Below are 24483 nucleotides of genomic sequence, written 5' to 3'. Positions count from 1 at the left end.
CGTACGAGCCCGCAGGCGCACCGGCGACCACCCCGGCCGGCCGATGCCCTCGGTCCGCGCCCTTCCTCCCCCGGTGCCGCCGGGGTCAGATCACGCCGTCGAGGTCCCTCAGCAGACGGGCCCTGGAGCGGGCGCCTACCACGGAGCGTACGGGCTCGCCGCCCCGGAAGACGAGCAGCGTCGGCACGGCGAGGACGCCGTGGGCGACGGTCGTGCGCGGGTTGTGGTCGACGTCCAGGCGCACGGCCCTGACCCGGTCGCCCAGTTCGGCGGCGAGCGCGCCGAGCACCGGCGTGAGCTGCTTGCACGACGGGCACCACTGGGCGGTGAACTGCACCAGCACCGGCACGTCCGCGTGCAGCACCTCCTCGGTGAACGTCTCGTCCGTGACGTAGGGAACGCCGTACGTCGTCGTCTGTGGTGTCGTCATGTGCCCTCTCCCGTCAGCCGCCGCACAGCGGCATGTCTCCCCCGGACCCGTCCGCGCCGCACGGCGACGGCAGCGCCTCCGCGCGCGACAACTGGGCGGTCAGGTGGTCGCGCGCCGCGCGCAGTTCGGTCATCAGCCCGTCCAGCTCGGCGATCTTCCTGCGGTACATCGCGCGTGCGTCGGGGCACGAGTCGCCAGCCGGATGACCTGCGCGCAGGCACTCCACGAACGGCCGCGTGTCCTCCAGCTCGAAGCCGAAGTCCTGCAGCGTGCGGATCTGCGCGACGAGCCGCAGCGCGTCGTCGCCGTACACGCGGTGGCCGTTGGCGCCGCGGTCGGCGGCGGGCAGCAGCCCGCGCGACTCGTAGTAGCGCAGGGTCCGCGTGCTGACCCCGGCTCTCTCGGCGAGTTCCCCGATGCGCATGGGACCGACGTTAGACGTTGACGCCGACGTCAGGACAAGCGCCGCATGCGGGTGCCCGGTGCACGGGCCGGGCGCTACGCCTCAGGGCGGCGGGCGAGGACGTAGGCGCGCGTCGTCTCGGGCTCCTGGGCGTAGTGGGCGCGCTCCAGCGTCGCCTCGACGTCGAAGCCGGCCGCGCCGAGCAGGGCGCCGACCGCGGCCGGCTCCAGGAAGCGGAAGTCCACGTCCACCCGGTGCCCCCACCAGTCGTCCAGGTGCCGCACCTCGGTGCCCGCGTGGAACGCGACCAGCAGCCGCCCGCCCGGGCGCAGCACGCGCCGCGCCTCGGCGAACGCGGGCGCCAGCTCGCCGGGTTCGAGGTGGATCACCGAGTACAGCGCGACCGCCGCCGCGAACTCGCCGTCCGCGGCGGGCAGCCGCAGCAGGTCGCCCTCGCGGAACTCCGCCGCCGGGTGCTCCCGCCGGGCGAGCGCGATCATGCCCGGCGACAGGTCGACCCCGACCGCCCGCGCCCCGTGCGCGGCGAGCCACCCCGTGACGTGCCCGGGACCGCAGCCCAGGTCCGCGACCGGCGCGCCGTCCCCCGCCTGCTCCAGGAGCGCCGCGAGCAGCGCCCGGTCCAGCGGCTTGTGCGCCAGCTCGCCGCCGACGGTGTCGAGATACGACTCCGCCACGGTGTCGTAGCTGGCCCGTGTCCGGTCGTGGTGGTGGTCCTGGTCTCCCGCGCGCGCCATGGGGCACAGCATCCCACCCCGGGGGCGGGGCGGTCGCGCGGGTTTCAGCGCGCCGGGGGCCGCGTCACGTCCGTGCCGGAACCGCGGCCTGCGCCGTGTCGTCGGGCAGCGGCATGGAGTCCATGAAGGAGCTGACCGAGAACACCGCGCGCCCGGCCCCGGGCGGCCCGTACCCCGGCGGGGACGACAGGCCGTGGGTGTCCAGCGCGTCCTGGTACGACTCCAGCAGCCGGATGTGGTACTCCAGCGGCGCGCCCTCGGGATTGGCCTTGCCCAGTGGCGTCGTGGGCTCCGGGCACCAGGTGGTGAACCGCGGCACCACCCCGTGCGACATGAAGAAGTCCAGCCCCTCGCGCGTGGACGCGATGGCCTCGTCGACGGTCGTGAAGCCGAACGGCTCGGCCATCTCCACCCCCGCCACGAAGTTGGGGATGACGTTCGAGGGCCCGAAGACCTCGGCGGAGTCGAGGATACGGCGGTGCCACTCGTCGCGCCCGACGTAGCGCTCCTTGCCGGGGCAGTACAGCTCGAACAGCCGGCGGTCCCACACCTCGAAGTTGGGGTGGTAGATCTGCGCGCCGTAGTCGCGGAAGCGCTGCACGTCGGCCTTGGGCAGCGCCTGGGCGACGACCTTGCCGATCCAGCGGCCGGGGAAGCGCTCCTCGATGGCCTTGGCGTACTGGCCGTAGAAGTCGGCCTCGTCCTTGCCCCCGATGTGGCGGGTGACGGCGCCGCCGGTGAGGGTGTACGCGGTGGAGGTCTTCGCGGTGTCGTACCGGTCGATGATCTCCAGCGCCTCCAGCACCTCCTCCACCGGCTTGACGCCCGTGTACGGGCGGCCCGCGGCCCTGTGCTGGCGCCAGTTGTGATTGATGTCGCAGTACTGGCACTCCTCCTTGGCGCCGAAGTACTGGCAGACGCGGAAGACCGTGAGGTAGATCAGGTAGCCCCATTGGATGGTGGGCGCGACCTCCATGACGGACTTCCCGTTGGCGAGCTTGTGCCGGTAGTAGTCCGGCATCGGCGGCAGGCCGACGTCGGCGATGCGGACGCCGTCGAGGTAGAGGCCGAGGGCGCCGTCGTCGCCGGGCTTCACGCGGTACGGGGACGCGGGGTTGACCCGTACGGAGACGACGGTGCGGCGCAGGTCGTACGGGCCGCCGGTGAGGACGATCTCCTCCGGCGGGCGGTTGAGTGCGGCGGCGCCCAGCTCGGGGAGCGTGCCGTGGTCGAAGGAGAAGATGAAGTACGACTTCGGCTTCACCTCGCCGCTGCCGTCCTCGCCCGCGCCGCTGAGCGCGGAGTCGTCGAAGGCCATTCCGCCGCGCAGCAGGTCTTCCTTGATCACGGCCTCCCGGGGCACGTGCGGGAAGCGGCCCATCAGGCCCTCGACCAGGTCGGTCCGGCTGCGTTCGGCTGCGGTGGCTGCGGTGGCTGCGGTGGCCATGTAGTAGCTCCTTCCCGGCGCCCGTGGCGGAGCGACGCCGCACCCTCCATTGAACACGGGCGGCCGGCCGGGACAGGCGGCGGGGGCGCGGGGGCCGGCTTTTTCCTTTCGGGTGAATTCGGGTGGCGGTGTGCGGAGGCCGTTCCCGGGGGCTCGGGCGTCCGCGGGGGTCCGCCGGCGCCCCGAGGGGGTCGCGGGGGCGCGGGCGGCGCGCGCGGCGCCGCCCGGGGCGGAACGCGCCGCGGGGAGGCCACGCACGGGCGGGGCTGCGGCGGAGGCGGCAGGGGCGGGGCGTGCCGGATGCGGGGGTCAGCCATTCGGCGGAGCCGTGGATAGGTACAGCAGACCGTCCGACATCGCGACTTAACGCCCAAGTCGCCTTCTTTTCAGCACAACTGACTTTAGCGGCACACACTCAAATGGCGGATCAAATCCGGATACTCCGGCTACTGTTCTCCTCAAGTCGCAGGAGCTAGAGGGGAGTAGTGCGGATGGGGCCGATGAAGAAGATCCCGGGACAGCGCAGTCCGGTGGAGTGTGCGCGCGCCTTGGACCAGGCACTTGAGGCCCAGCGAGCCCGGACCGCTCTCGTCCGGGCGGTCAGGAACGGGCAGGTCGACTGCGTGCAGGCGCTGGAACGCGCGGCGCGGGACGCCCTGGCCGGGGACATGCTGGCGAAGGACTTCCTGCTGGCGCTGCCGGGGGTGGGCCCGGCGCAGACGGCGAAGCTGATGACGAAGCTGGGCCTGTCGGACACCCGCAGGCTCCGCAGTCTGGCACCGGTGCAGCGGGAGCTGATCGGAGCGGCGGTCCGGAGCTGATCCCTCCGGAGAGGCGGGGCGGGCGCCGGTACGCGGGCACGGCCCGCGGGGCGGCGCCGACGGCGGGGGCACGGAGAAGGGCACGGCCCGGGCTCGGCGGCCCGGATCGTACGGCCCCGGGCGCCCGGGAACGCGGGGGCGCGGGGGCTTTCGGAGGGCTCACCCGGGGCGTTCGCCGAGCCCCGCCACCGGGCACAGGCGACTCGCACCGGTCCTCCGTGACGCGTGGGGCCCACCTCGGTCCGGCCCGCCCTCGGCTCGATCCCGGCCGCCTTCCCCCGCGCCGCGAAGAGGTCCCGGGCCCGGCCCGCGGGGGCGGCGAGCCGGCGGGCGACGTCCTGCGGGGTGGCGGGGGCCGTAGGCGTGCAGGCACAGGTAGCGGCGTACGGGCGCGCCGAGCGCCGCGTCCGGGGCCGCGGGGGCGAAGCCCGGCAGCCAGCGCTGCGGGCTCGTGTACGTGACCTTCCGGCCGCGGTTCTGCCCGAAGCACAGCGCGCCGCGGTGCGCGGCCGGCGCGGTGGCCGCCCGCCGGCACGGCCGCTTCGTCTGGAAGGCGTCCATCCCCGGGTCCGCCGCCCACGACCCGGCGCGCGGCGATGGCCTCGGTCAGCTCCTGTCCGCGACCCGACCCGTGCGGCACCCGCGACCGCCCTTTACCACCAGCCCCACCCGCACGCGGCCGTTTCCCGCGGAATCGGCCCGCGGACCCGCTCCCCCAGCACACTGGGGGCACGGCCGGCGCACGGGGAAGCGGCGCGGGCCGGGGAGGTGAGCGCCGATGGCATGTGGCCCGTGGAACTCGCGCCGTTGCAGGACCGGGCGCTACTGGCGCACGCCGTCGCCGAGACCCTGCGCCACGCCCGGGGGACCTCAGGTACGCGACCGGCGCTGCGCCACGACCGGGCCGCGGCGCCGCACCTGCCGCTGACCCGCGGCGCCCGCGCCCGGCGCGCGACCGCCGCTAGTCCGGGCAGTGCGTGCCGCGCGGCAGTTGGTAGGGGGCCGAGATGCGGTACGTGCCGGGGCGGGGGGCGTGCAGGCGGGTCCACTCCCCGGCCTTCGTCACGCAGCCCTCCAGGTTGATGTAGAGCTGCCCGCTCTCGGACCACTCGCGGACCCCGTCGACGTCCGGCTCGTCCGACCCGTCGCCCTCCAGCACCTCCGGTGCCTCCACGCCCTCGCCGTCCTCGTCGACCAGCCCGAGCCATGGCGAGAACGGCACCCGCACCAGCACGGGCCCCGCGTACTTCACGTCGATGACCAGCTCGCCCTCGTCCGCCCGCCGCACCTCGGCGGGCGCCTCGACCAGCGGCGTGGGGTCGTTCACCCGGAAGAGCCGCCAGTTCGCGTCCGCCCAGATCTCCGTCAGGTACGGCTGCCCCCTGGCGACGATCTTCGCCTCCTCGTGCGCCCCGGTGTCGGGCCGGTCCTCCACCGGCAGCACCACATACCGCACCGCCCAGTTCTTCAGCCAGGCGTGGTACGTCTCCGGGGTCAGGCTGCCGTCGTAGAAGAGCTCGTGCCGCTCCAGGTCCGCCTGCCGGTTCCAGCCGCGCGCCAGGCTCACGTACGGCTGCAGCGCGGACGCCTCCCGGTGGCTGCGTACGGGCACCACCTCGACCCTGCCCGCCTCCGCGTCCACCTGCCGCAACTGGTCCACCAGCGGCGCCAGCTCCCGGGTCCAGGCCGCGGTCGGGCTGGTGAGCACGAGATCGACGACGGGCTTGACGACCACCCAGACCGTGATGGCCCCGAACGCCAGATACACCGCCGCCGCCGAACGCATCACCCGCGGCGCCGCGGCCCGCGTCCCCGTCTGCGCGATGACCAGCAGCACCGTGCCGCCGAAGATCAGCGCCAGCCGCTCGATGTTGCTGCCGATCGGCGAGGGGATGATCCAGGCGCCGAGCGTGCCCAGGAAGTAGAGCGCCGCGCTGATCCGGACCGTACGCCACGACTCCGGCGCCAGCAGCCAGATCAGCCCCGAGGTGATCATCGGCGCCACCGCGGAGATCCACGGCATCGGCTGGGTGCCCTGGAACGGGAAGAGCCAGCTCGACAGCGCGACGACCACCGGCGGCGCCGCCCCGAGCAGATACGCCTCGGTGCGCCGCTTCTGCAGGAACAGCCCGGCCGCGACGACCCCGGCGAACAGGCCGGCCACCGGGCTCGCCGCCGTCGCCAGCATGCTCGTCAGCACGATGGCGGTCCCCCGCCGGCCGCTCACGCGCCGCCGGCCCTTCTCCCCCGCACCGGCCTCGTCGTCCTCGTCGTCGCGGTCGCCCGGGAAGACCAGCACGATCGCGACCAGCGCCAGCAGCAGCCCCAGCGCGAACGTCACGCGGCCGGAGGCCGCGTTGCCCAGGAGCGCCACGGCGCCGAAGAGCGACGGCACCAGCGGGCGCGGCACCTGGCGGCAGCGGGCGAGGATCAGCGCCAGCACACCCGCGGACAGCGTGCCCGCGAGCACCATCGTCGTCCGCACCCCGAGCACGGCCATCAGGTACGGCGAGACGACGCTGTACGAGACCGGGTGCATACCCCCGTACCAGGCGAAGTTGTACGCCGTGGAGGGATGCCGGCCCGCGAACTCGGCCCAGGCGTCCTGCGCCGCCAGGTCGCCGCCCTCGTTGGCGAGGAGCAGCAGCCACAGGATGTGCAGGATGCCGGCGGCGACGAGGGTGGTGAGCACGGGGCGCTGGGCGAGCCAGCGCAGATGGGGCCGGAACCGCTCGGGCGGGGGGAGGCGCAGCCGGGCGGCGAACGGAGGACGGGCCGCGGCGGCGTCTGCGCCGCCGCTGCTCACGCCGGCACCGGCACGGTCACCGGTTTCGGCAACGGCACGGTCAGCCGTGCCCGGACCGCCCTGGTCCGATGCACTCTTCTCCGCCTTCTCCGCCTCCCCGGTCTTCCCCGAGTTCTCCGAGTCGCCCGTCTTCTTCGCCGGGGTCGCCGGGTCGCCGGAGCCCGTGGACGCAGGACCGGTTCCCTCCGCGGCGGCGCCTGCGGCGGCTCCCTTTGCTGATCGGCTGCCGGCCGCGGCTTCACGGCCCGGCTGCACGGTGGTCACTGCGACGACTCCCCGTCTTTCTTTGACGTCCCCGGGGACGGTGCCAGCGACGCTAGCACGGGCGTACGACGCCCCCGGGCGCTAACCGAGCCTGCTGAGCTTCGCCCCTATGCCAGGCTCCGCCATGTCCTCCGCCAGCGCCACCGGCACCCGGACTTCCCCCTGGCCGGAGCCCATCGTCAACACCCCGACCACGTCACCCTTCGCACCCTCGTGCGGCACCTCGCCGGAGCGGTCGGCGCCGAGCTCCAGGCCGACCTTCAGCCCGCCCCAGCCCGGCGCGACGACGTCCTTCGTCGCCACCACCGGCGTCGTCCCGCCGAGGCCGTCGTCGACCTCGCCGACGACGTCGCCCTTCTTCACGACGGTCATGTCCGTGAGCGCGTCCTCGCCCGCCGCCATCAACTGGCGGCCGAACTCCATGGCCGTCGGAAGCTGCGGCACCGCGTACTGCCCGAGGACCGCGCCGACGATCAACTGCTGCTTCCCCGCCACCTTCTTCTCGGTGGCGAAGAGGAAGTTGCCGCCGGCCCTGGTGGTCGAGCCGACCTTGATGCCGATGCCGTGCAGCGGAACCATCTTGTTGCTGTTGTCGTGGTCGTCGCCGCGGCTGTCGGTGTAGACGGGCATGGCGACGATCTGCTTGAACAGCGGGTCCTTCATCGCCTCCTTGCCGAGGATCACCTGGTCCTCGGCGGTCGAGACGGTGGTGTCCTTCAGGCCGCTGGGGTCGGTGTACGTGGTGCCGTCCATGCCGAGCTCTTCGGCGGTCTCGTTCATCTCGTCCACGAACGCCTGCATGTCGCCGTCGGAGTGCCAGCGGGCCAGAAGGCGGGCGACGTTGTTGGCGGAGGCGATGAGCAGGGCCTGCAGGGCCTCCTCCTGGCTGAGCCTGGAGTCCGGGTCCAGCTCGACGGTCGTCTCCCCCTCGGCGCTGAGTGCGGCCTCGTCGACGGCGGTGTCGTCGACGGGGATGGCCGCCCCCTTGCCGCCGGGCTTCACGGGGTGGTCGCGCAGGATGATGTACGCGGTCATGACCTTGGCGACGCTGCCGATCGGGACGGACTTCTGCTTCCCGTACGAGCCGAGGCTGCCGAGTCCCACGACGTCGACCGACGCCTGCCCCTCGCTGGGCCAGGGCATCTCGGGGGCGCCGCCTTCGAAGGCGTAGGAGGACTGGGCCGTCAGAGTGAGGGACGGGGCGGGCAGCGGGCGGAGCATCTGGACCACGCCGAGGACGATCGCGAGGAGGATCACCAGCGGCGTCCAGATCTTCACGCGGCGTACGAGGGTACGGGCGAGGGTCTCGGGCGGCGGCGGGGTGTTGGTCAGCTCGGCGAGCAGGTCGAGCGGCCGCTTCTCCTCGTAGGGCGGGAGGGGCTGCTGCTGCGTCCGCTCCCACCCGGGCGGCGCGTCCGGCCCGCCGTCGGGCGGGGCCGGCGCGGGCGCGCCGGCGGGCCTGGGCGGCACGGAGCCGGGGGCCGCCGCGGGGGCGGGGGCCCCCGGGGGCGCGGCGGGCGGCGGCGGCGCGGCGGCAGGTCTGGGCGGCAGGTCGGAGTCGGGCTTGAGCGGGACGAAGGTGCTGCCGGGGGGCCCGGCGAGCTTCCCCGCGGGCGGGGTGCCGGAGGGCTCGTCGGCGGCGGTCCCGGGCGCGGCGTCGGCCGGCTCGTCCTCGACGGAGCCGTCGTCGGCGTCACCGCGCGCGGCAGCCGGCACGGCGTCGGCGGGCTCGTCCTCGACGGCGGCGGCCGGGGCGCCGGACTTCGTCACCCAGGCGGCGACGGCCGCACGCAGCCGGTCGTCGCCGACCTTGGCGGCGTCGGCCTCGGCGACACGCCCGAAGCTGGCGGTGGCGGAGTCCCTGGCCCCGGAGGCGGAGGAACCGCGGAGGGAGCCGGAGGTGCCGGAGCCGGTGACCGTGGCCGGGGAGCCCTCGGAGCGATCGCCCGCGGAACGCGCGGCACGGCCGGGGGCGGAATCGCCCTCCACACGCGCCTCAGCCGCCCCAGAGCCCCCGGACCCACCCGAGCCCTCACGAGACCCACGGGAGTCGCTCAGAGCCCCCGCAGAGCCCTCCTCGGCCCGAGCCCCGGGCACGGAGCGGCCTGCGGCCCGCGCGTCACGGTCGGCGCCACCCGGCGCCCCGTCCTCCGCGGGGGACGAACCGGGCACGTCCGCCCTGGCGGCCGGAACCCGGAACGTCCGGGTCGCCGTGTCCTCCTTCGCCCGGCCGCCGGACGGCACCGCGGACGTACCGGCGGCCTCCGGCCCGGGCGCGGCCTTGGATCCCGCACCGGCACCCGCCGACCCGGAACCAGGCCGGCCCGCGGGCGTGTCGGCCGCCTCCGGCCCGGACGCGGACCCGGAACCGGGAGCACCGGCGCCCGCCGGTCCCCCGGCCTTCGGCCGGGAGGAGCCGGACGCGCCGCCGTCCCCGCCCGGTGCACCGGGCGTCGTACCGTCCGCCCCGCGCCGCACCGCAGACGGGGCCGCCGCCTCCGGCCCGGACGCGGACGTGGCGCCGGAACTCTCGCGGTCCGCGGGCTTCGACCGCGGCGCCGCCGACGCAGCTCCGCCGCCGGCAGCGGAGGCACCGCGACGCGCCGCGGGCGCGTCCGCGCTCTCCGGCCCGGCATCGGGCCCGGCGCCGGAGTGATCGCTCTTCGCGGGCTTCGACCGCGATGCCGCGGTCTCTTCGCCGGAGTCCGCGGCGCCTGTCGGCGGCTGGGGGGCGGCCGGGGCATCGCTCTTCGCGTCCGTGCCACCGCGCGCCGCAGGCGCGGACTTGGGCTTCGGCCGGGCCCCGGCCTTCGTGCCGGAACCACCGCCGGTCGCCGGCGTCCCGGCGCCGGCCGATCCGCCGGATGTGCCGTCCCGGTCCGCACCGGCCGGTCCGCCGGGCTTCCGGCGCGCCGGGCCCGGTGAGGTCGCGGAGTCGGCGTCAGCCGCCGCCGCGCCGCGCTTCGGACCGGCGCCGTCCGCCTCGCCGCCGGCCGCCGCCGTGCGGCCCTTCGCCTTCGGAGCGGCCTTGGCCTTCGCCCCGGTGGCCGCCTTCGCTCCGGAACCCTCCGGGCGCGTCGCGGGGGCGCCGTCCGTGGGGTCCGGCGCCTTGCCGTCCCCGTCCGCGGGCGTGGCCTCCGCGTCGTTCTTCGCCTTGGGCGCGCCCCCGCCGGACGCCGCACCGGCGCCGCCCCCGGCGGACGTCGTGCCCTGGGACTTGGAACGGGATCCGGCCCGTGCACCCGGGCCTTCGGCGCTCCCCGCCCTGGGCGGGGTCTTGCGCTCCGGCCGGGGTGCCACCTCCGCGCCCGGACCGTCGCCGGGCGCCGGCGTCTCGCCGCCGGAGCCGGAGGCCGCACCGGCGTCGGCACGGGCGGCTGCCGTCTTCGCCGGCTCCGGACCCGATCCGGTGCCGGTGTCCGCCGGGGCGGGTGCCCTGGTGTTCTTGTTCGCAGCCTTCGCCCCGGTGCCGTTTCCGGCCTTCGGGCGGGATCGCGGCTTGCCGCCGGAGCCGTCACCCCCGGTCTTCGGCCGGGATCCCTCACCGGCCGCCGGGCCGTCCGCGGCGCCTGCCGCGTCGCCCCGCGCGTCGTCATCGTCCGCCGCGTCATCCGCCGCCACCCCGGGGGCAGTTCGCTCCTCCGGCCCGGTGCCGGAGGAGGCGGGAACCGGCGCGGAGGCGGGCGCGTTGTCGGTGGGGGACGTGAACGCCAGGCGCGGGTCACGTTCGCCGTCCGGATCACGCGAGTCGCCAGGTTCACGTTCGTCCACGGTCGCCGACCCCGACGGTTGCTGCTCCTCGGGCCTCCCGGGGGACTCGACCGCCACCGACTTCCTCCTCCTGCGTCACAACCGCACAACCGCGTCAACCATGGCGTGGCCACCCACCCTAAGGGGACGCAGCCGTCTCTCGCCCGCACCTGAGAGACGAGAACGACATACCTACAGGTTCCCGATCAAAGCGCCCACGCACTCTCGACAGACCAATGTGAGAGGCGTCACCCTGTCATTCATCCACGCGGGGAGGCATGGATGGGCAGGAGCCGCAGAACACTTCCGGAGGAGCTTCTGCTGCTGGCACTGGACCCGGCCACGGGTACCACTGCACAGCCGCAGTCGCTCGACCTCGGCCTGGCAGGAGCACAGCTCGTCGAGCTCGCTCTGGCCGGGCGAATAGCCCCGGACGGGGATCGTATCGCCGTGATACTTCCGCGTCCGACCGGGGACCCCACTTTGGACACAGCGCTGGAGTTGCTGCGTCGCCGGGGCAGTCCCGTGCGCGCAGTGAACTGGATAGGCGGGCCACGTCTGGGGTTGCGCCAGACGTATCTCGCTCATCTGGAGCGCTGCGGCATGGTGCATGCCGTGGAAAGCCAAATGTGCGGGGTCCTACCAACCACTCGATATCAGGCAACCGACACCGCAATCAGCCGGGAGATACGTGCCCGGCTGGACAGCGCGATCCGCACCGGCGTCCCGCCGGACCCGCGGACCGCGGCGCTTGCCGCACTGGCCCACGCGGTCGGGCTCGGCAAGCATCTCTACCCCGGGAACGAGGGGCGCTCCGCGCGCTCCCGGCTCCGGGATCTGATCAGGCACGACCCGATGGGCGGTCTGGTGGCGCACGCCGTGATGGATGTGCAGAACGGCGTCACCGCTCAGCCGCGGCGCACTCCCGGAGGCGGCCGTCCCGCGGCTCGTCCGCCGGCTGTCGCGCAGCCGGCCGGAGTTCCCGCGGGGTCCCGCCGCGCGGGGATGATCCGGACGGCCGCGGTGCGCTGAGCCCGCCCGGCGGCCGCGAGCGACGCCGAGCCCGTACGCGCCAGTCCGCGTACGGGCGAGGCGTGGCACGCCGGTGCGCCGGGCCGGGAACGGGAGCCGCAGCGCAGGGTCCCGTCCGTCGAGTGGCCTCGACGGACGGGGCCCTGCCGTGCGTTCCGGTGACCACTCCCGGTGACCGCACAGGCGCACGCGGCCCCTCTGCGGCGCATATTGTGGGCCAATCCTTTGCCCCCTGAGGCGAATTCGCGACGATCGCAGCGGCGCACACTCCGTCGGTGGCAGGCTGCACCCAGTAATGAGATACGTCCGTACGCGGATTACGCACCCGGAGGTGCAACCCCCTTGGCGTCCAACGTCAACCCCACCGTCAGGCGGCGCCGCCTCGGCCAGGAGCTGCGCAGGCTGCGCGAGCAGAAGAACATGACCGCCGAACAGGTCGCGGACCGGCTGCTGGTCTCGCAGTCGAAGATCAGCCGCCTGGAGAACGGCCGGCGCAGCATCAGCCAGCGCGACGTACGCGATCTGTGCGGGGTGTACGAGGTGGACGACGAGCGCATCGTCAGCTCCCTGATGCAGATGGCGAAGGAGTCCCGCCAGCAGGGCTGGTGGAATGCTTTCGGGGACGTGCCGTACAGCGTCTACATCGGCCTGGAGACCGCCGCCGCCTCGCTGCGCATCTATCAGTCGCTCGTCGTGCCGGGGCTGTTGCAGACGCGCGCATACGCGGAGGCCGTCATCGCCGGCAGTTCGCCGGAGGTGGCCGCGGCGGACGTCGAGAAGCGGGTGAACGTGCGCATGCGGCGGCAGGACCGGATAAAGGACGCGGAGCAGCCGCTGCGTCTGTGGGCGGTGTTCGACGAGGCCGCGCTGCGCCGCAAGGTGGGCGGCGAGCCGATCATGCGCGAGCAGTTGGACCATCTCATCGAGGTGTCGGCGCTGCCGCACGTCACCGTGCAGGTGCTCCCGTTCGAGACCGGCGCGCACCCGGGCGTGACCGGGCAGTACGCCATCTTGGAGTTCCCCGAGGAATCCGACTCCAGCGTGATCTATCTGGAGGGCGTCACCAGCGATCTCTACCTGGAGAAGAGCGACGACGTCCACAACTACAGCATGATGTATGAACATTTGCGGGCGCAGGCACTCAATCCCGAACAGACCCGGAATTTCATCGCGGATGTCGCGAGAAAGTACACCGGCTGATAATCGGGCGCGCGGCCGGGTACCACGAAACGGAGGCACGGTACACCCGTACCGGGACGCACGGGAAGGGCAGGGCCCTTTCGCCATCCGGTTGAGTGAACGGCCCCTGACCGGCGCGTGAATGAGCGGTAGCGTCTCGGCGTCGGGCCGGGGCGTCGACAACACTCCGGCCTGGAACGGGCAGGGAAGAAGTTGAGTCCTTCAGTAAACCGGAGAGAACATGGCAATCGAACTCGGCGCCACCGGCGCCTGGACCAAATCGACCTACTCCGCCGGCAACGGCGAGTGCATCGAGGTACGTTCGACCGCTCCCGGGCAGGTCTCGGTGCGTGACTCCAAGGTCCCGGACGGGCCGGTCCTGGACTTCACCCCCGAATCGTGGGCCGCATTCGTCGCCGGAGCCGCCGGCGGCCTCTTCCGTACGGAGTGAGCGCGGGGTGGCTCCGTGACCCCATCCCGGAATCACCCGACCGCATGGACGAGGGCCCTCTCGACTGGATCGCCGTCCCGGCCGAGAGGGCTCGGTCTTTTCCGCCCGGCCGCGGGAGTACGGCGGCACCGTGCCGGCGTCGCGAGGGCCGAGGCGGACGATGTCAGCGCGGATAGCGCAGCAGCCAGGACTCGTTGGGGGCCGACTCGCCGTGGAGCGCCGGGCCGAGGGTCATCTCCAGCGCGAAGTCGTCCGCCAGTTGCAGGATCGTGCCCCGGCCCTCGACCTCCGCCACCCACGCCGGCGGCAGCGCCGTCTCGCCGTGCTGCGCGCCCAGCAGGCTGCCGCAGAGGGAGCCGGTGGCATCGGAGACGCCGCCGTGGTTGACGGCGAGGAGCAGCCCGTGGCGTACGTCGGTGGCCGCCAGCGCGCAATACAGCGCCAGGGCGACGGACTCCGCGGCGGTTTCGCCGGTGCCGAGGGCCTCCACCTGGTCCGGGCCGGGGCCCGGGCCGCCCTGGGCGTCGAGCGCGGCTCGTACGGCCGCCGTGGTCTCCTCGTGCCCCGGGCGGCCGGCGAGGATCTCCAGCCCCCGCGCCACCGCCTCCTCCGGCGCGTCGCCGCGGGCGAGGCCGTGGACCACGACCGCGTACACGCCTGCCGCCAGATAGCCGGTCGGGTGGCCGTGGGTCTGCGTGGCGCACTCCGCGGCGAGCTGGAAGACCAACTGCGGCTCCCAGCCCACCAGCAGCCCGAACGGCGCCGAGCGCACCACGGCCCCCGGGTCCTTCGCCTCCGGGTTGCGGGGCCGCTGCAGGGTCCCCATGCGGTCGTCGGCCAGGCCGCGCAGGCAGGAGCGGGGCGCACCGCGCTGCGAGTACAGCCACTCCTCGCGGGCGAGCCAGCCGTCCTCGGCCTTGCGCTCGTCGGGACCCCAGTCCTTCTGCGTGGCGTACCAGCGGCGGTACGCGGCGTGCACGTCGGTCGGCGGGTGCCACCGGCCGCCGTCGCGGCGCACCTGGGCGCGGATGAGGCCGTCGACGGTGAACAGCGTCATCTGGGTGTCGTCGGTGACCGCGCCGCGCCGGCCGTGGGCCGGAACGAAGTCGGCGGCGCCCTGCGGCCCGTGCGCGGCCCGTATCTCCGCCAGGGAGGCGTCCGCGATGCCGGCGCCGAGTGCGTCGCCTATCGCGCCGCCGAGCAGGCAGCCGCGCACTCTGCTGCGGAAGTCCTGTTGCTCGGCGCGGCCCCAGGTGCGGCGTGCGGTCGTCACTCGGCCACCTCAGTCCGGACGTTCGGTCAGGTCTCGCTTGGGTCTGGTGCTCTCTGGTCTGGTGCTCTGCGTCTCGCGCCGTCACGTTCCGCGCTGTCGGCACGTGCTCCGGCCCAGCACTGTAATCGAGGCAAACCGGGAGGCCGGAAGGCGTGGGTGCGTCAAGCGCCGGGCAGGGCGCGGAGCACATCGCCGAGTACCCGCCGATACCCCTCGATCCGGGCCCGGTCAGCCGCCGTGGTGTCCGGGGCCGCGGCCAGCACGAGGAACACCGTGCGCAGGTCCTGGAGCAGCAGCCAGTACGCGGCCCCGGAGCCCAACTCGGCCAGCGCGGCCTCCGCCGCCGCCCAGTCCCCCGCGGCGGCGCGGCACATCAGCCGGCACGACACCGCGTCCACGGCGGAGGCGCACTCCGCCACCGCCACCATCCGCGCCTCCGCCGCCGCCCAGCGCTCCGCGGGCTGCGGGCCCCGCGTCACCCGGTCCAGCAGGGCCTCGCCGAACTGGAAGAAGCCGTCCTCGGGATCGCTCTGCAGCCCCGCCTCGACGTCCGGTCGCGCGTCGTCGTACCGGCCCAGCACCATCAGCACCTCGGCCCGGTCGGCGAGCCCCGGCCCCCGCCCGGGCTCCGCCGCGAGGACCCGGTCGAGCACCGCGAGCGCGTCCTGCCAGCGCTCCTCCAGGGCGAGCAACTGGCCCTGCAGGCTCAGCGCGCCGAGGTGGCCCGGGTGGCCGGCGAGGACCGTGTCGATCTCGGCGTGCGCCTCCGCCGTCCTGCCGACGTGGCCGAGCGTGCGGGCCCGGCCGATGCGCGTCCAGACGAGCGTGCCGTCGATCTCCAGGCCGCGGTCGAAGTCCGCGAGCGCGTCGTCGAAGCGGTTGAGGATCCGGTACAGATCGCCGCGCTCTTCGTACACCCAGGCCATGCCGGGGGCGAGTTCCAGCGCCCGGTCGAACTCCGCCAGCGCGTCGTGCGACCGCCGCAGGGCCACCAGGCACTGTCCGCGGCTGGCGATCGACCAGGGGTTTTCCGGCGTCAGCTCCACGGCCCGGTCGAAGTCGGCGAGCGCCTGCCCGGTCCGGCCGGCGAGCCGGTGCACCTCCCCGCGTTCGGCCCAGCACCACGACCACTGCGGATCCAGCTCCAGCGCCCGGTCCAGGTCCGCCAGCGCCTCGTCGAGCCGGCCCATGACCCGGTGGCAGTGGCCCCGGTTGGCGTACGCCCAGTCGTAGGCGGGCGCCAGCTCCAGCGCGCGGGTGTGGTCGGCGACGGCGGCCTCGTACCGCGCGGCCTCCTGGTGCATCTGGCCGCGTTCGGTCCAGCACCAGGACCACTGCGGATCCAGCTCCAGCGCCCGGTCCAGGTCCGCCAGCGCCTCCTCGGCCCGGCCCAGCTTGGCGTAGCACTGCGCGCGGCTGGCGATGGCGTACGCGTAGTCGCCGTCCGCCTCCTCGACGGCCTTGTCGAAGTCGGCGAGCGCCTTCTCCAGGGCGCCGGTGAGGCGGTGCGCCTCGCCGCGCATCGCCCACGTCATCGGGGAGGGGCCCAGCTCGATCGCCTGGCTCAGGTCGGCCTTCGCGTCGTCGAAGTGCTCCAGGGCCAGCCGGGCCCGGCCGCGGTGGGTCAGCGACCAGGCGCGGTCGGGGTCGTGCGCGACGCAGTGGGTGAAGTCCGCCTCCGCCTCCGCGTAGCGGTCGAGGAGCATGTATGCCTGGCCGCGGCCCGCGTACGCGCGGGTGAAGCCCGGGTCGAGCGTGAGCGCCTGGTTGAAGTCGCGGAGGCCGGCTTCGAGGGCGTCGCCGTTACGGCGGTCCCGCCCGCGCAGCGTGTACGCAAGCACCCGCTCCGGCTCCGTCAGCTCCGCCTCCCGCAGCAGGAACGTGCACACCCCGTCGACTCCGTGCACCCCCTCGTCCAGCGCCGCCAGCAGCAGCCTGCCCCAGTCCCGTACGGGCTCGCTGTCCGCGTCCGTGCCCGCCTGCTCCAGCGTCTGCGCCCACCGCCGGGCTTCGGCCGGGCCGACGTCGGCCGCCTGCAGCGCGTCACGCCGGGCCCGCGGCAGGGCGCCCAGAGGGTCGGCGCACAGCAGGTGGTACGTCTCGTTGCGGCGGTGGCCGAACCACCGCTCGTCCGTCCAGCGGTCCTCCGCCGGGTCGCCGTCGGCCGGCAGGCTCGCCTCCAGCTCCGCGCACCAGCCGGCGTGCGCCGCCGCGAGCGCGCGGTGCTGCTCGCGCCACTGCTGGGGCGAGCGGGTGCGCTGCACCCGCAGCATGGCCGAGCGCACCACGCCGTGGTACTGCACCCGGCCCGCCTCGTCGCTGACGAACGGCAGCGCGCGCAGCCACCCGTACAGCCCGGCGGCCTGCGGCGCGACGGCGACGCGGAACACGTCCTCGTCCAGCGCGGGCGGCAGCGCCGCCGCCTGCGCCGCGGCCTTCTGCACCGGGTCCGCCACCCACTTCAAAAACCGCTCCACCGCCGTGCCGCTCGGATCCCCGCCGCCGGGCCCGGCGGGCGGCGTCTCCGCCAGCATCGAGATGAGCACCGGCAGCCGCCCGGACAGGTGCAGGATCTCGTCCACGACCCGCGTGTCGGCGATGCCCCTGGCGGCGATGAGCCCGCGGGCCTCCTCCTCGGTGAACACCTCCAGCTCCAGTTCGGCCGCGAAGTCGCCGGCCGGCCAGCGGGCGGGGTCGAGCCGCTGCTGTCCGGCACGGGTCACCACGACGTTGGCGGGCAGCGCGCCGTAGCGGTCGCTGGTCATGACGTCGCACAGCCAGGCGTCGAGGACCGGCCCGGTGCGCTCGTACGTGTCGAAGAACAGGGCGAGCCACGGGACGGCGGCGCCCACGGCCCGCAGATCGTCCAGGAAGGCAGGGGTGAGGGCCTGGAGCGGGGAGAGGACGAGCTGGACGTCGTCGTGGCTGCGCAGCCGGGTGGAGAGCGCGGCGCGCCACCGGTCGAGGCTCTGCGCGACCTGCTGCGGGTCCAGGGCGCCGGCGACGGCCCCGAGGCCGGGGACGAGACCGAGCCCGGCCAGGCCCGCCTGGGCGGCGATGCCGGCGGCGGGCGAGGCGGGCGGCTGCTCCGCGGGGGCGGTGGCGCCCACCGGGCCGGGCTGGGCCGGCACACCGGGTACGGCGGCGAGCGCACCGGGCGGGCCGTGGCCGCCGTCGAAGGCGGCGACGACGGAGTCGGCCTCGTGGCGCCGCTGGCGGTAGCGCTGGAGCAGCCGGTCGAAGCCCTTCAGCGGGTGGCCCTGGCGGGCGAGTTGGGCGCTGATCGCCTCCATCGCCTCGGGCACGCTGGCCACCGCCTCGTCGACCTGCGCGGTCAGCGCCCCCTGCTCCCCGGCGAGCTGGATGAGCCGGCGCAGCAACGACGTCTTGCCGACGCCGGCGACGCCGTGGAAGTGGAAGAGGAAGCGGTGCGCCGGATCCTCCGGCGGACAGCGGAAGTTATCCCGGTACGCGGCGATCTCGCGCTGCCGCCCGACGAAGCCGGACCGGCGGCGGTCGCGGATCAAGTCCTGCATGGACGGACGCACTTCGGACACGGCGCCACCTCCCCCGGGGCGAGCTTAGAGCCTCGGGCGGGGGGCATGGGGCAGGCCCGGTCGGGTCCGGTCCGGGGCTCCGGTACCCGGCGTTCCCCTGCGGTACGGGCGCCCCCGCACGTACCGAACGGGCCGCCCCGGTCCGTACCGTCCGCTACTGGCCCAGCACCGGCAGCAGCTCCGGCAGCCGGCCGTCCGCCGCCTCCGCCGCCCGCCGCCGCTCCTCCGGCACCTCCCCGTACGTCGTCGTCCGCGGCCGGGCCGGGCGGCCCGCGGCGGCGGCGATGGCGACGAGGTCCTTCACCGAGCGGTACGACCCGTACGACGACCCGGCCATGCGCGAGATCGTCTCCTCCATCAGCGTGCCGCCCAGGTCGTTGGCGCCGGAGCGGAGCATCTGCGCCGCCCCGTCGGCGCCGAGCTTGACCCAGCTCGTCTGGATGTTGGTGAGGTGCGGGTGGAGCAGCAGCCGGGCCATCGCGGTCACCGCGCGGTTGTCGCGCATCGTCGGCCCCGGCCGGGCGATGCCCGCCAGGTAGACCGGCGCGTTGGTGTGGATGAACGGCAGCGTGACGAACTCCGTGAAGCCGCCCGTGCGCTGCTGGATCTCCGCCAGCAGCCGCAGGTGGCCCAGCCAGTGGCGAGGCTGGTCCACGTGCCCGTACATCATCGTGGACGAGGACCGCAGGCCCAGGTCGTGGGCCGTGGTGACGACCTCGATCCAGTCGGCCGTGGGCAGCTTGCCCTTGGTGAGGATCCAGCGCACCTCGTCGTCGAGGATCTCGGCGGCCGTGCCCGGGATGGAACCGAGGCCGGCTTCCTTGGCGGCGGTCAGCCAGTCGCGTACGGACATGCCCGTGCGGGCGGCCCCGTTCATGACCTCCATGGGCGAGAACGCGTGCACGTGGATGCCCGGCACGCGCTCCCTGACCGCGCGGGCGATGTCGAAGTAGGCCGTGCCCGGCAGGTCGGGGTGGATGCCGCCCTGCATGCAGACCTCGACGGCGCCCACGTCCCACGCCTGCCGGGCCCGGTCGGCGACCTGGCCGAGGGAGAGGGTGTAGGCGTCGGCGTCGGTGCGGCGCTGGGCGAAGGCGCAGAAACGGCAGCCGGTGTAGCAGACGTTGGTGAAGTTGATGTTGCGCGTGACGATGTACGTGACGTCGTCGCCGACGGTGGCGCGGCGGAGATCGTCGGCGATGCCGCAGAGGGCGTCGAGGGCGGGTCCGTCGGCGTGCAGCAGGGCGAGGGCCTGGGCGTCGGTGAGCCGGACGGGGTCGTCGGCGGCGCGGGCGAGGGCGGCGCGTACGTCGGCGTCGAGGCGCTCGGGCGCGGGGGCACGGGTGCCGGCCGCCGGAGCCGGGTCGCCCGCGACCGGATCGCCTGCGGGGGCCGCGGCCCCGCCGGATACCTCCCGGGCCGTCTCGCGCAGGGCCTCCCAGTCGCCGTAGACCGCGTCGAAGTCGGTGCGCCGGTCGCCCGTGCGGCCCTCGGTGTCGATGGTGCGGTGCAGGTCCGTACGGCCGCCGGCGGCGAAGCCGCCGTCCGGCTCCTGCCAGGGCAGCCCCCGCGGGCGCACGTCCCGCGCGAGACCGGTCTCCGGGTCGGCCAGCGCCCTGACGTGCGGCAGCACCCGCGGATCGAGCCACGGCTCGCCGCGCAGGACGAACTCCGGATAGACCGCGAGCCGTTCGCGCAGCTCGAACCCGGCCGCCGCCGACCGCGCCGCCAGTTCGTCCAGGTGCGGCCAGGGCCGCTCCGGGTTGACGTGGTCCGGCGTGAGCGGCGAGACCCCGCCCCAGTCGTCGATGCCGGCCGCGATGAGCTTGCCGTACTCCTCGTCCACGAGGTTCGGCGGCGCCTGCACCCCGATCGCGGGGCCCAGGATGAGCCGGGTGACGGCGACGGTGGCGGCGAGGTCGTCCAGCTCGGCGTCCGGGATGCCCCGCATCGCCGTGTCCGGCTTGGCGCGGAAGTTCTGCACGATGACTTCCTGGAGACCCTGGTACGCCCGCTGCACCCGGCGCAGCGCGAACAGCGACTCGGCGCGCTCCTCCGGCGTCTCGCCGATGCCGATGAGCAGCCCGCTGGTGAACGGCACGGAGGAGCGCCCCGCGTCCTCCAGCACCCGCAGCCGTACGGCCGGCTCCTTGTCGGGAGAGCCGTGGTGCGGCCCGCCGGGCTCGCTCCACAGCCGCTCGGCGGTGGTCTCCAGCATCATCCCCATGGACGCGGCCACGGGCTTGAGCCGCTGGAAGCCGGCCCAGGTCACCACGCCCGGGTTGAGGTGCGGCAGCAGGCCGGTCTCCTCCAGCACGCGGACGGCCATCGCGCGGACGTACGCCTGCGTGTCGTCGTACCCGTGCGCCTCCAGCCACTCGCGCGCCTCGGGCCAGCGGTCCTCGGGCCGGTCGCCGAGCGTGAACAGCGCCTCCTTGCAGCCGAGCGCGGCGCCGCGGCGGGCGATGTCGAGCACCTCGTCGGGCGACATGAACATCCCGTGGCCGGCGCGGCGGAGCTTGCCGGGGACGGTGACGAACGTGCAGTAGTGACAGCGGTCGCGGCAGAGCCGGGTCAGCGGCAGGAAGACGCTGCGGGAGTACGTGAGGACGCCGGGCCGGCCGGCCGCCGCCAGACCGGCGTCCCGCACCCGGGCGGCGGAGGCGGAGAGGTCGGTCAGGTCGTCACCGCGGGCCTGGAGCAGCACGGCGGCCTCGGAGACGTCGAGGGCGACGCCGTCGCGGGCGCGCCTGAGGGCGCGGCGCATGGCGTTGGCGGTGGGGGCGGGGACGGACGGCGGGTTCATCTTTCCGAGCATACGAGGCAGGACGGACACCCGGGCCGGGCGCGCGGGCCCGGCGGCTGCGGCGGAGGGGGTTGCGGCCGGAGGGTTGCGGGCGGGACGGGGCCGGTCAGAGGAAGCGGGCGTACTCGTCGAGCATGCGCAGGACCTCCGACTCGCCCGCGGGCGGCAGTTGGACGACCGTCTCCCGGACGCCCTGCGCGGCGAAGTACGCGAGCTTGCCCTCGCTGGGCCGCACGGCGTACGGCACCACCTCCAGCGCCTCCGGATCCCGCCCGGCGTCCTCCCACGCCTGCCGCAGCCGGGGGATGCTGTCGGTGAGCCCGCCGCCCCCGATGGGCATCCAGCCGTCGGCGTACTCGGCGACGTGCGCGAAGAGCGCCGGCCCCGGCCGACCGCCGAGCAGGGTGCGCGGCCCGTGGAGCGGGGAGGCGTCCTTGCGCACGCGGGGGGCCTGGACGGGCTTGGGGTGCGCGTCGGAGGCCCGGACGGCGGTACGCGGCACCGAGCCGCCGGCCCCGTCCCCGGTCCCGCTCCCGCTCCCGCCGGCCGCCTCCGCGTCCGCGTCGTACGCCGTGGGCTCCGGCGCCCAGAGCGCGTTCATCAGCCCCATCCGCCGCCGCACCGACTCCCGCCGCCCGCGCCAGTCGACGCCGTGGTCGTCGGCCTCCTCGACGTTCCACCCGTAGCCGATGCCGAGCGTGAACCGGCCGCCGGAGAGGAAGTCGAGCGTCGCGGCCTGCTTCGCCAGCACGATCGGGTCGTGCTGGGCCACGAGCGTGATGCCGGTGCCGAGCGCCAGCCGCTCGGTGACGGCGGCGGCCTGGCCGAGGGCGACGAACGGGTCGAGGGTGCGCCCGTACTCGCGGGGCAGCGGCTCCCCCATCGGTGCGGGCGTGTCGCGGCTGACGGGGATGTGGGTGTGTTCGGGGAGGTAGAGCCCGTGGAAGCCACGTTCCTCCAGCTCTCGGGCGAGGGCAGGGGGACGTACGGTCTCGTCGGTGAGGAAGATCGTCACGGACAGGCGCATGCGCGCAGTATCCAGTGCGAGTCGTACGCTGGGAACGACCGCGGCAACGATTCCCCCGCCCTGATCCGGGAGGTTCGTGATGCTCGTCCGACGACGTCCCCTCGGGATGCTCCCGTCATGGCTTCCGTGCGCCGTCGCGTCGTGCGTGTTCCTGCTGCCGGGGGTCGCGGCGGCGCAGACCTCCGGCGGTGGCATCGGCAGCGCGAGCAGCGCCGGCGGGCGCTACATCGACCCGGGGATGAGCGCGGGGACGACGATGGGGGCGACCGCGGGGGCGGGGACGACGGCGTTCTCCGGGGGATTCCCGTCGAGCACCGGAACCACGACGTCCGGCGGCTCGGGCACCACGGACGGGGGCGGCGGCACCGGCTGGAGGTCGACGCTGCTCGTCGTCGGCGGCGTAATGCTGGTCTACTTCCTGGCCGGGCCGGCGAACCGGCTGACCGGCGCCGCGGCGAACGCCGTGCACCGCCGCCGCGGGCGCGGGCACTGACGCCGGTCCCGGCCGCACCGCCCGTCACTCACGACCGCGCGTCCCGCACTGTTCCCTTCCGCGTCACCTGCGTATAGGACCCGTGTAGCACCGTCTCTGCGACGGCCGAACCCACGCGAAGGGACCGCACCCGTGGACAGACGTGACCTGCTGAAGCTCTCGGCGGCCACCGCCGGAGTGATGACGCTCGCCCCCGTGAGCTTCGCCCATGCGGCGGACGGCCCGGACGGCTCCGGCGCCGCCGGCTCCGAGGACAGCCGGACCGTCACCGGCCATCTGGAGCCCGGCGCGCCGGACTTCGTCTACCTGCCCGTCGACGTACCGCGCGGGGTGCGCGAGATCCACGTCTCGTACCGCTACGACCGCCCCCAGGTACCTGCGGGCACCACCGGCAACGCCCTCGACATCGGCATCTTCGACGAGCGCGGCACCCGCGACGGCGGCCGGGGCTTCCGCGGCTGGTCGGGCGGCTTCCGCACGGAGTTCGCGATCAGCGCGGACCGGGCGGCGACGACACCGGCGTATCTGCCGGGGCCCGTACGGGCCGGGCGCTGGCACGTCGTGCTCGGCCCCTACACGGTCGCCCCGCAGGGTCTCGACTACGAGGTGACGGTCACCCTGCGCTACGGCCCCGCCGGCGAGACCGCCCCGCCGCGGTTCCCGCCGGAGCGCGCGAAGGGCCGCGGCCGGGCCTGGTACCGCGGCGACTGCCACCTGCACACCGTCCACTCCGACGGCGCCCGCACGCCCGCGGAGACCGCGGCGGCGGCGCGGGCGGCGAAGCTCGACTTCCTCACGACGACGGAGCACAACACCTCCTCCGGGCACGCCGCGTGGGAGGGACTGTGGGGCGATGACCTGCTCGTGCTCTGCGGCGAGGAGGTGACGACACGCAACGGGCACTACCTGGCGATCGGCACCGACCCGGGCGTGTTCGTCGACTGGCGCTACCGGGCACGGGACGACGCGTACCCCCACTACGTACGGCAGATCCACGCGGCCGGGGGCCTGGTCGTCCCGGCGCACCCCAACTGCCCGTTCGTCGGCTGCCAGTGGAAGTTCGGCTACGAGGGCGCGGACGCGGTCGAGGTGTGGAACGGGCCCTGGACGGCGGACGACGAGCTGGCGGTGGCGGCCTGGGACAACGCGCTGACAGCGGGCCGCGAGGGCGGTGACCGCGACCCGGTGGACTGGCTGCCGGCGGTGGGCAACAGCGACGCGCACCGGGACGGGCAGGTCGTGGGCCTGCCGCAGACGGTGGTGCTGGCGGAGGACCTGTCCCGGCAGGCGCTGCTGGAGGGCCTGCGGGCGGGACGGAGCTGGCTGGCGGAATCGGCGGACGTGGACGTGGAGTTCACGGCGTCGGGTCCGCGGGGCGAGCACGCCGGCATCGGAGAGCGGCTGCGGGCGGCGCCGGACGGGAGGGTGACGGTGCGGCTGAAGGTCACCGGCGGCCCGGCGGACGCGCAGGTGCGCTTCATGACGGACGAGGGCCAGTTGTACGCGACGACGCTGGCGGACGGCGCGGGGACGGTGGAGTGGCGGACGACGCCGTCGTACGCGGCGTTCGTCCGCGCGGAGGTCCGCCATCCGGTGGCGGACGGCGGGGCCAGCGGGCTGCCGGGGGCGATGGCGGCGATGACGAACCCGATCTGGCTGGGGCGTTGAGGCAGCGGCACGCGGGGCGGGCGGGGACGTAGAAGGGGGCGGGGCGTGGAAGAGGGCGCCCCGCCTCCCGTACGGCCCGGGGCAGCGGCGCCCTCCGGTGACGGAGTCGCCGCTGCCGGTCGCCTGCGGAGGACACCGGAGGCGTCCCCCGGTCGGAGTCGCGTTCGATTATTCCGTTCGACAATGGCTCGGCGGTGACCGGCAAAGAGCGCACAGGCGCGCCACAAGCGGAGGCCATCGGCCGGCCCCGCATTTCGCGAGGGCACGGGAACCCCTTGACCACGCCATCGGGTTACGGACGCCCCTGTTTCGGCCGTGCCC

Annotated in this window: 16 protein-coding genes; 6 read left to right on the top strand and 10 right to left on the bottom strand. The window is 74.7% G+C overall.

Annotated elements, in window-relative coordinates:
* Positions 1-85: 85 nt before the first annotated feature.
* From I003_RS0105760 to I003_RS0105745, 4 genes are all read right to left on the bottom strand, one after another.
* Positions 86-430 (bottom strand): thioredoxin family protein, encoded by a 345-nt coding sequence (locus I003_RS0105760; protein ID WP_027770640.1) that lies wholly within the window; start codon positions 428-430, stop codon positions 86-88.
* 13 nt (positions 431-443) lie between these two features.
* Entirely contained in the window at positions 444-854 is a 411-nt protein-coding gene (locus I003_RS0105755) for a MerR family transcriptional regulator (RefSeq protein WP_027770639.1), read from the bottom strand.
* 74 nt (positions 855-928) lie between these two features.
* The gene (locus I003_RS0105750) at positions 929-1588 is read right to left on the bottom strand and encodes a class I SAM-dependent methyltransferase (protein ID WP_027770638.1); all 660 of its coding nucleotides are present in this window, start codon (positions 1586-1588) and stop codon (positions 929-931) included.
* A 64-nt stretch (positions 1589-1652) separates the two neighbouring features.
* Positions 1653-3035 (bottom strand): radical SAM protein, encoded by a 1383-nt coding sequence (locus I003_RS0105745; RefSeq protein ID WP_027770637.1) that lies wholly within the window; start codon positions 3033-3035, stop codon positions 1653-1655.
* Between the two features lie 491 nt (positions 3036-3526).
* Between I003_RS0105745 and mihF the strand changes: the two genes are divergently transcribed.
* Positions 3527-3856 (top strand): integration host factor, actinobacterial type, encoded by a 330-nt coding sequence (gene mihF / locus I003_RS0105740; protein ID WP_027770636.1) that lies wholly within the window; start codon positions 3527-3529, stop codon positions 3854-3856.
* Between the two features lie 961 nt (positions 3857-4817).
* Here mihF and I003_RS0105735 read toward each other — a convergent pair.
* Positions 4818-6926, bottom strand: a complete 2109-nt coding sequence (locus tag I003_RS0105735) for a hypothetical protein (protein WP_027770635.1) — start codon at positions 6924-6926, stop codon at positions 4818-4820.
* 81 nt (positions 6927-7007) lie between these two features.
* A complete protein-coding gene (locus I003_RS35920) occupies positions 7008-8915 on the bottom strand; it encodes a D-alanyl-D-alanine carboxypeptidase (RefSeq protein WP_158688940.1) in 1908 nt (635 codons plus the stop codon).
* Between the two features lie 2043 nt (positions 8916-10958).
* Here I003_RS35920 and I003_RS0105725 point away from each other — a divergent pair.
* The 3 genes from I003_RS0105725 (at position 10959) to I003_RS0105715 (ending at position 13338) form a co-directional block, all read left to right on the top strand.
* Positions 10959-11708: a GOLPH3/VPS74 family protein gene (locus I003_RS0105725; protein WP_027770634.1), complete on the top strand. Its 750-nt coding sequence runs from the start codon at positions 10959-10961 to the stop codon at positions 11706-11708.
* Between the two features lie 342 nt (positions 11709-12050).
* Positions 12051-12908: a Scr1 family TA system antitoxin-like transcriptional regulator gene (locus tag I003_RS0105720; RefSeq protein ID WP_027770633.1), complete on the top strand. Its 858-nt coding sequence runs from the start codon at positions 12051-12053 to the stop codon at positions 12906-12908.
* 220 nt (positions 12909-13128) lie between these two features.
* The gene (locus tag I003_RS0105715) at positions 13129-13338 is read left to right on the top strand and encodes a DUF397 domain-containing protein (protein WP_027770632.1); all 210 of its coding nucleotides are present in this window, start codon (positions 13129-13131) and stop codon (positions 13336-13338) included.
* A 163-nt stretch (positions 13339-13501) separates the two neighbouring features.
* Here I003_RS0105715 and I003_RS0105710 read toward each other — a convergent pair whose 3' ends face one another.
* From I003_RS0105710 to I003_RS0105695, 4 genes are all read right to left on the bottom strand, one after another.
* Complete coding sequence (locus I003_RS0105710) at positions 13502-14611, bottom strand: ADP-ribosylglycohydrolase family protein (RefSeq protein WP_027770631.1); 1110 nt, start codon at positions 14609-14611, stop codon at positions 13502-13504.
* Positions 14612-14772: 161 nt separating this feature from the next.
* The gene (locus I003_RS0105705) at positions 14773-18168 is read right to left on the bottom strand and encodes a tetratricopeptide repeat protein (RefSeq protein WP_486584101.1); all 3396 of its coding nucleotides are present in this window, start codon (positions 18166-18168) and stop codon (positions 14773-14775) included.
* 154 nt (positions 18169-18322) lie between these two features.
* Entirely contained in the window at positions 18323-20986 is a 2664-nt protein-coding gene (locus I003_RS0105700) for a bifunctional FO biosynthesis protein CofGH (protein ID WP_027770629.1), read from the bottom strand.
* A 94-nt stretch (positions 20987-21080) separates the two neighbouring features.
* On the bottom strand, positions 21081-22001 hold the full coding sequence (locus tag I003_RS0105695; RefSeq protein WP_027770628.1) for an LLM class flavin-dependent oxidoreductase: 921 nt from the start codon (positions 21999-22001) through the stop codon (positions 21081-21083).
* A 79-nt stretch (positions 22002-22080) separates the two neighbouring features.
* On the opposite strand from I003_RS0105695, the gene I003_RS0105690 reads away from it, so the two are divergent.
* Both I003_RS0105690 and I003_RS0105685 read left to right on the top strand, forming a co-directional pair.
* A complete protein-coding gene (locus I003_RS0105690) occupies positions 22081-22494 on the top strand; it encodes a hypothetical protein (RefSeq protein WP_486584100.1) in 414 nt (137 codons plus the stop codon).
* A 180-nt stretch (positions 22495-22674) separates the two neighbouring features.
* Positions 22675-24162, top strand: coding sequence for a CehA/McbA family metallohydrolase (locus tag I003_RS0105685; protein ID WP_037720191.1), 1488 nt, complete (start codon positions 22675-22677; stop codon positions 24160-24162).
* Positions 24163-24483 lie beyond the last annotated feature (321 nt).

It is taken from the genome of Streptomyces sp. CNQ329 (assembly GCF_000482585.1).
Note: the sequence above shows the minus strand (reverse complement) of the source record. Positions and strands in the feature narration are given on the sequence as shown.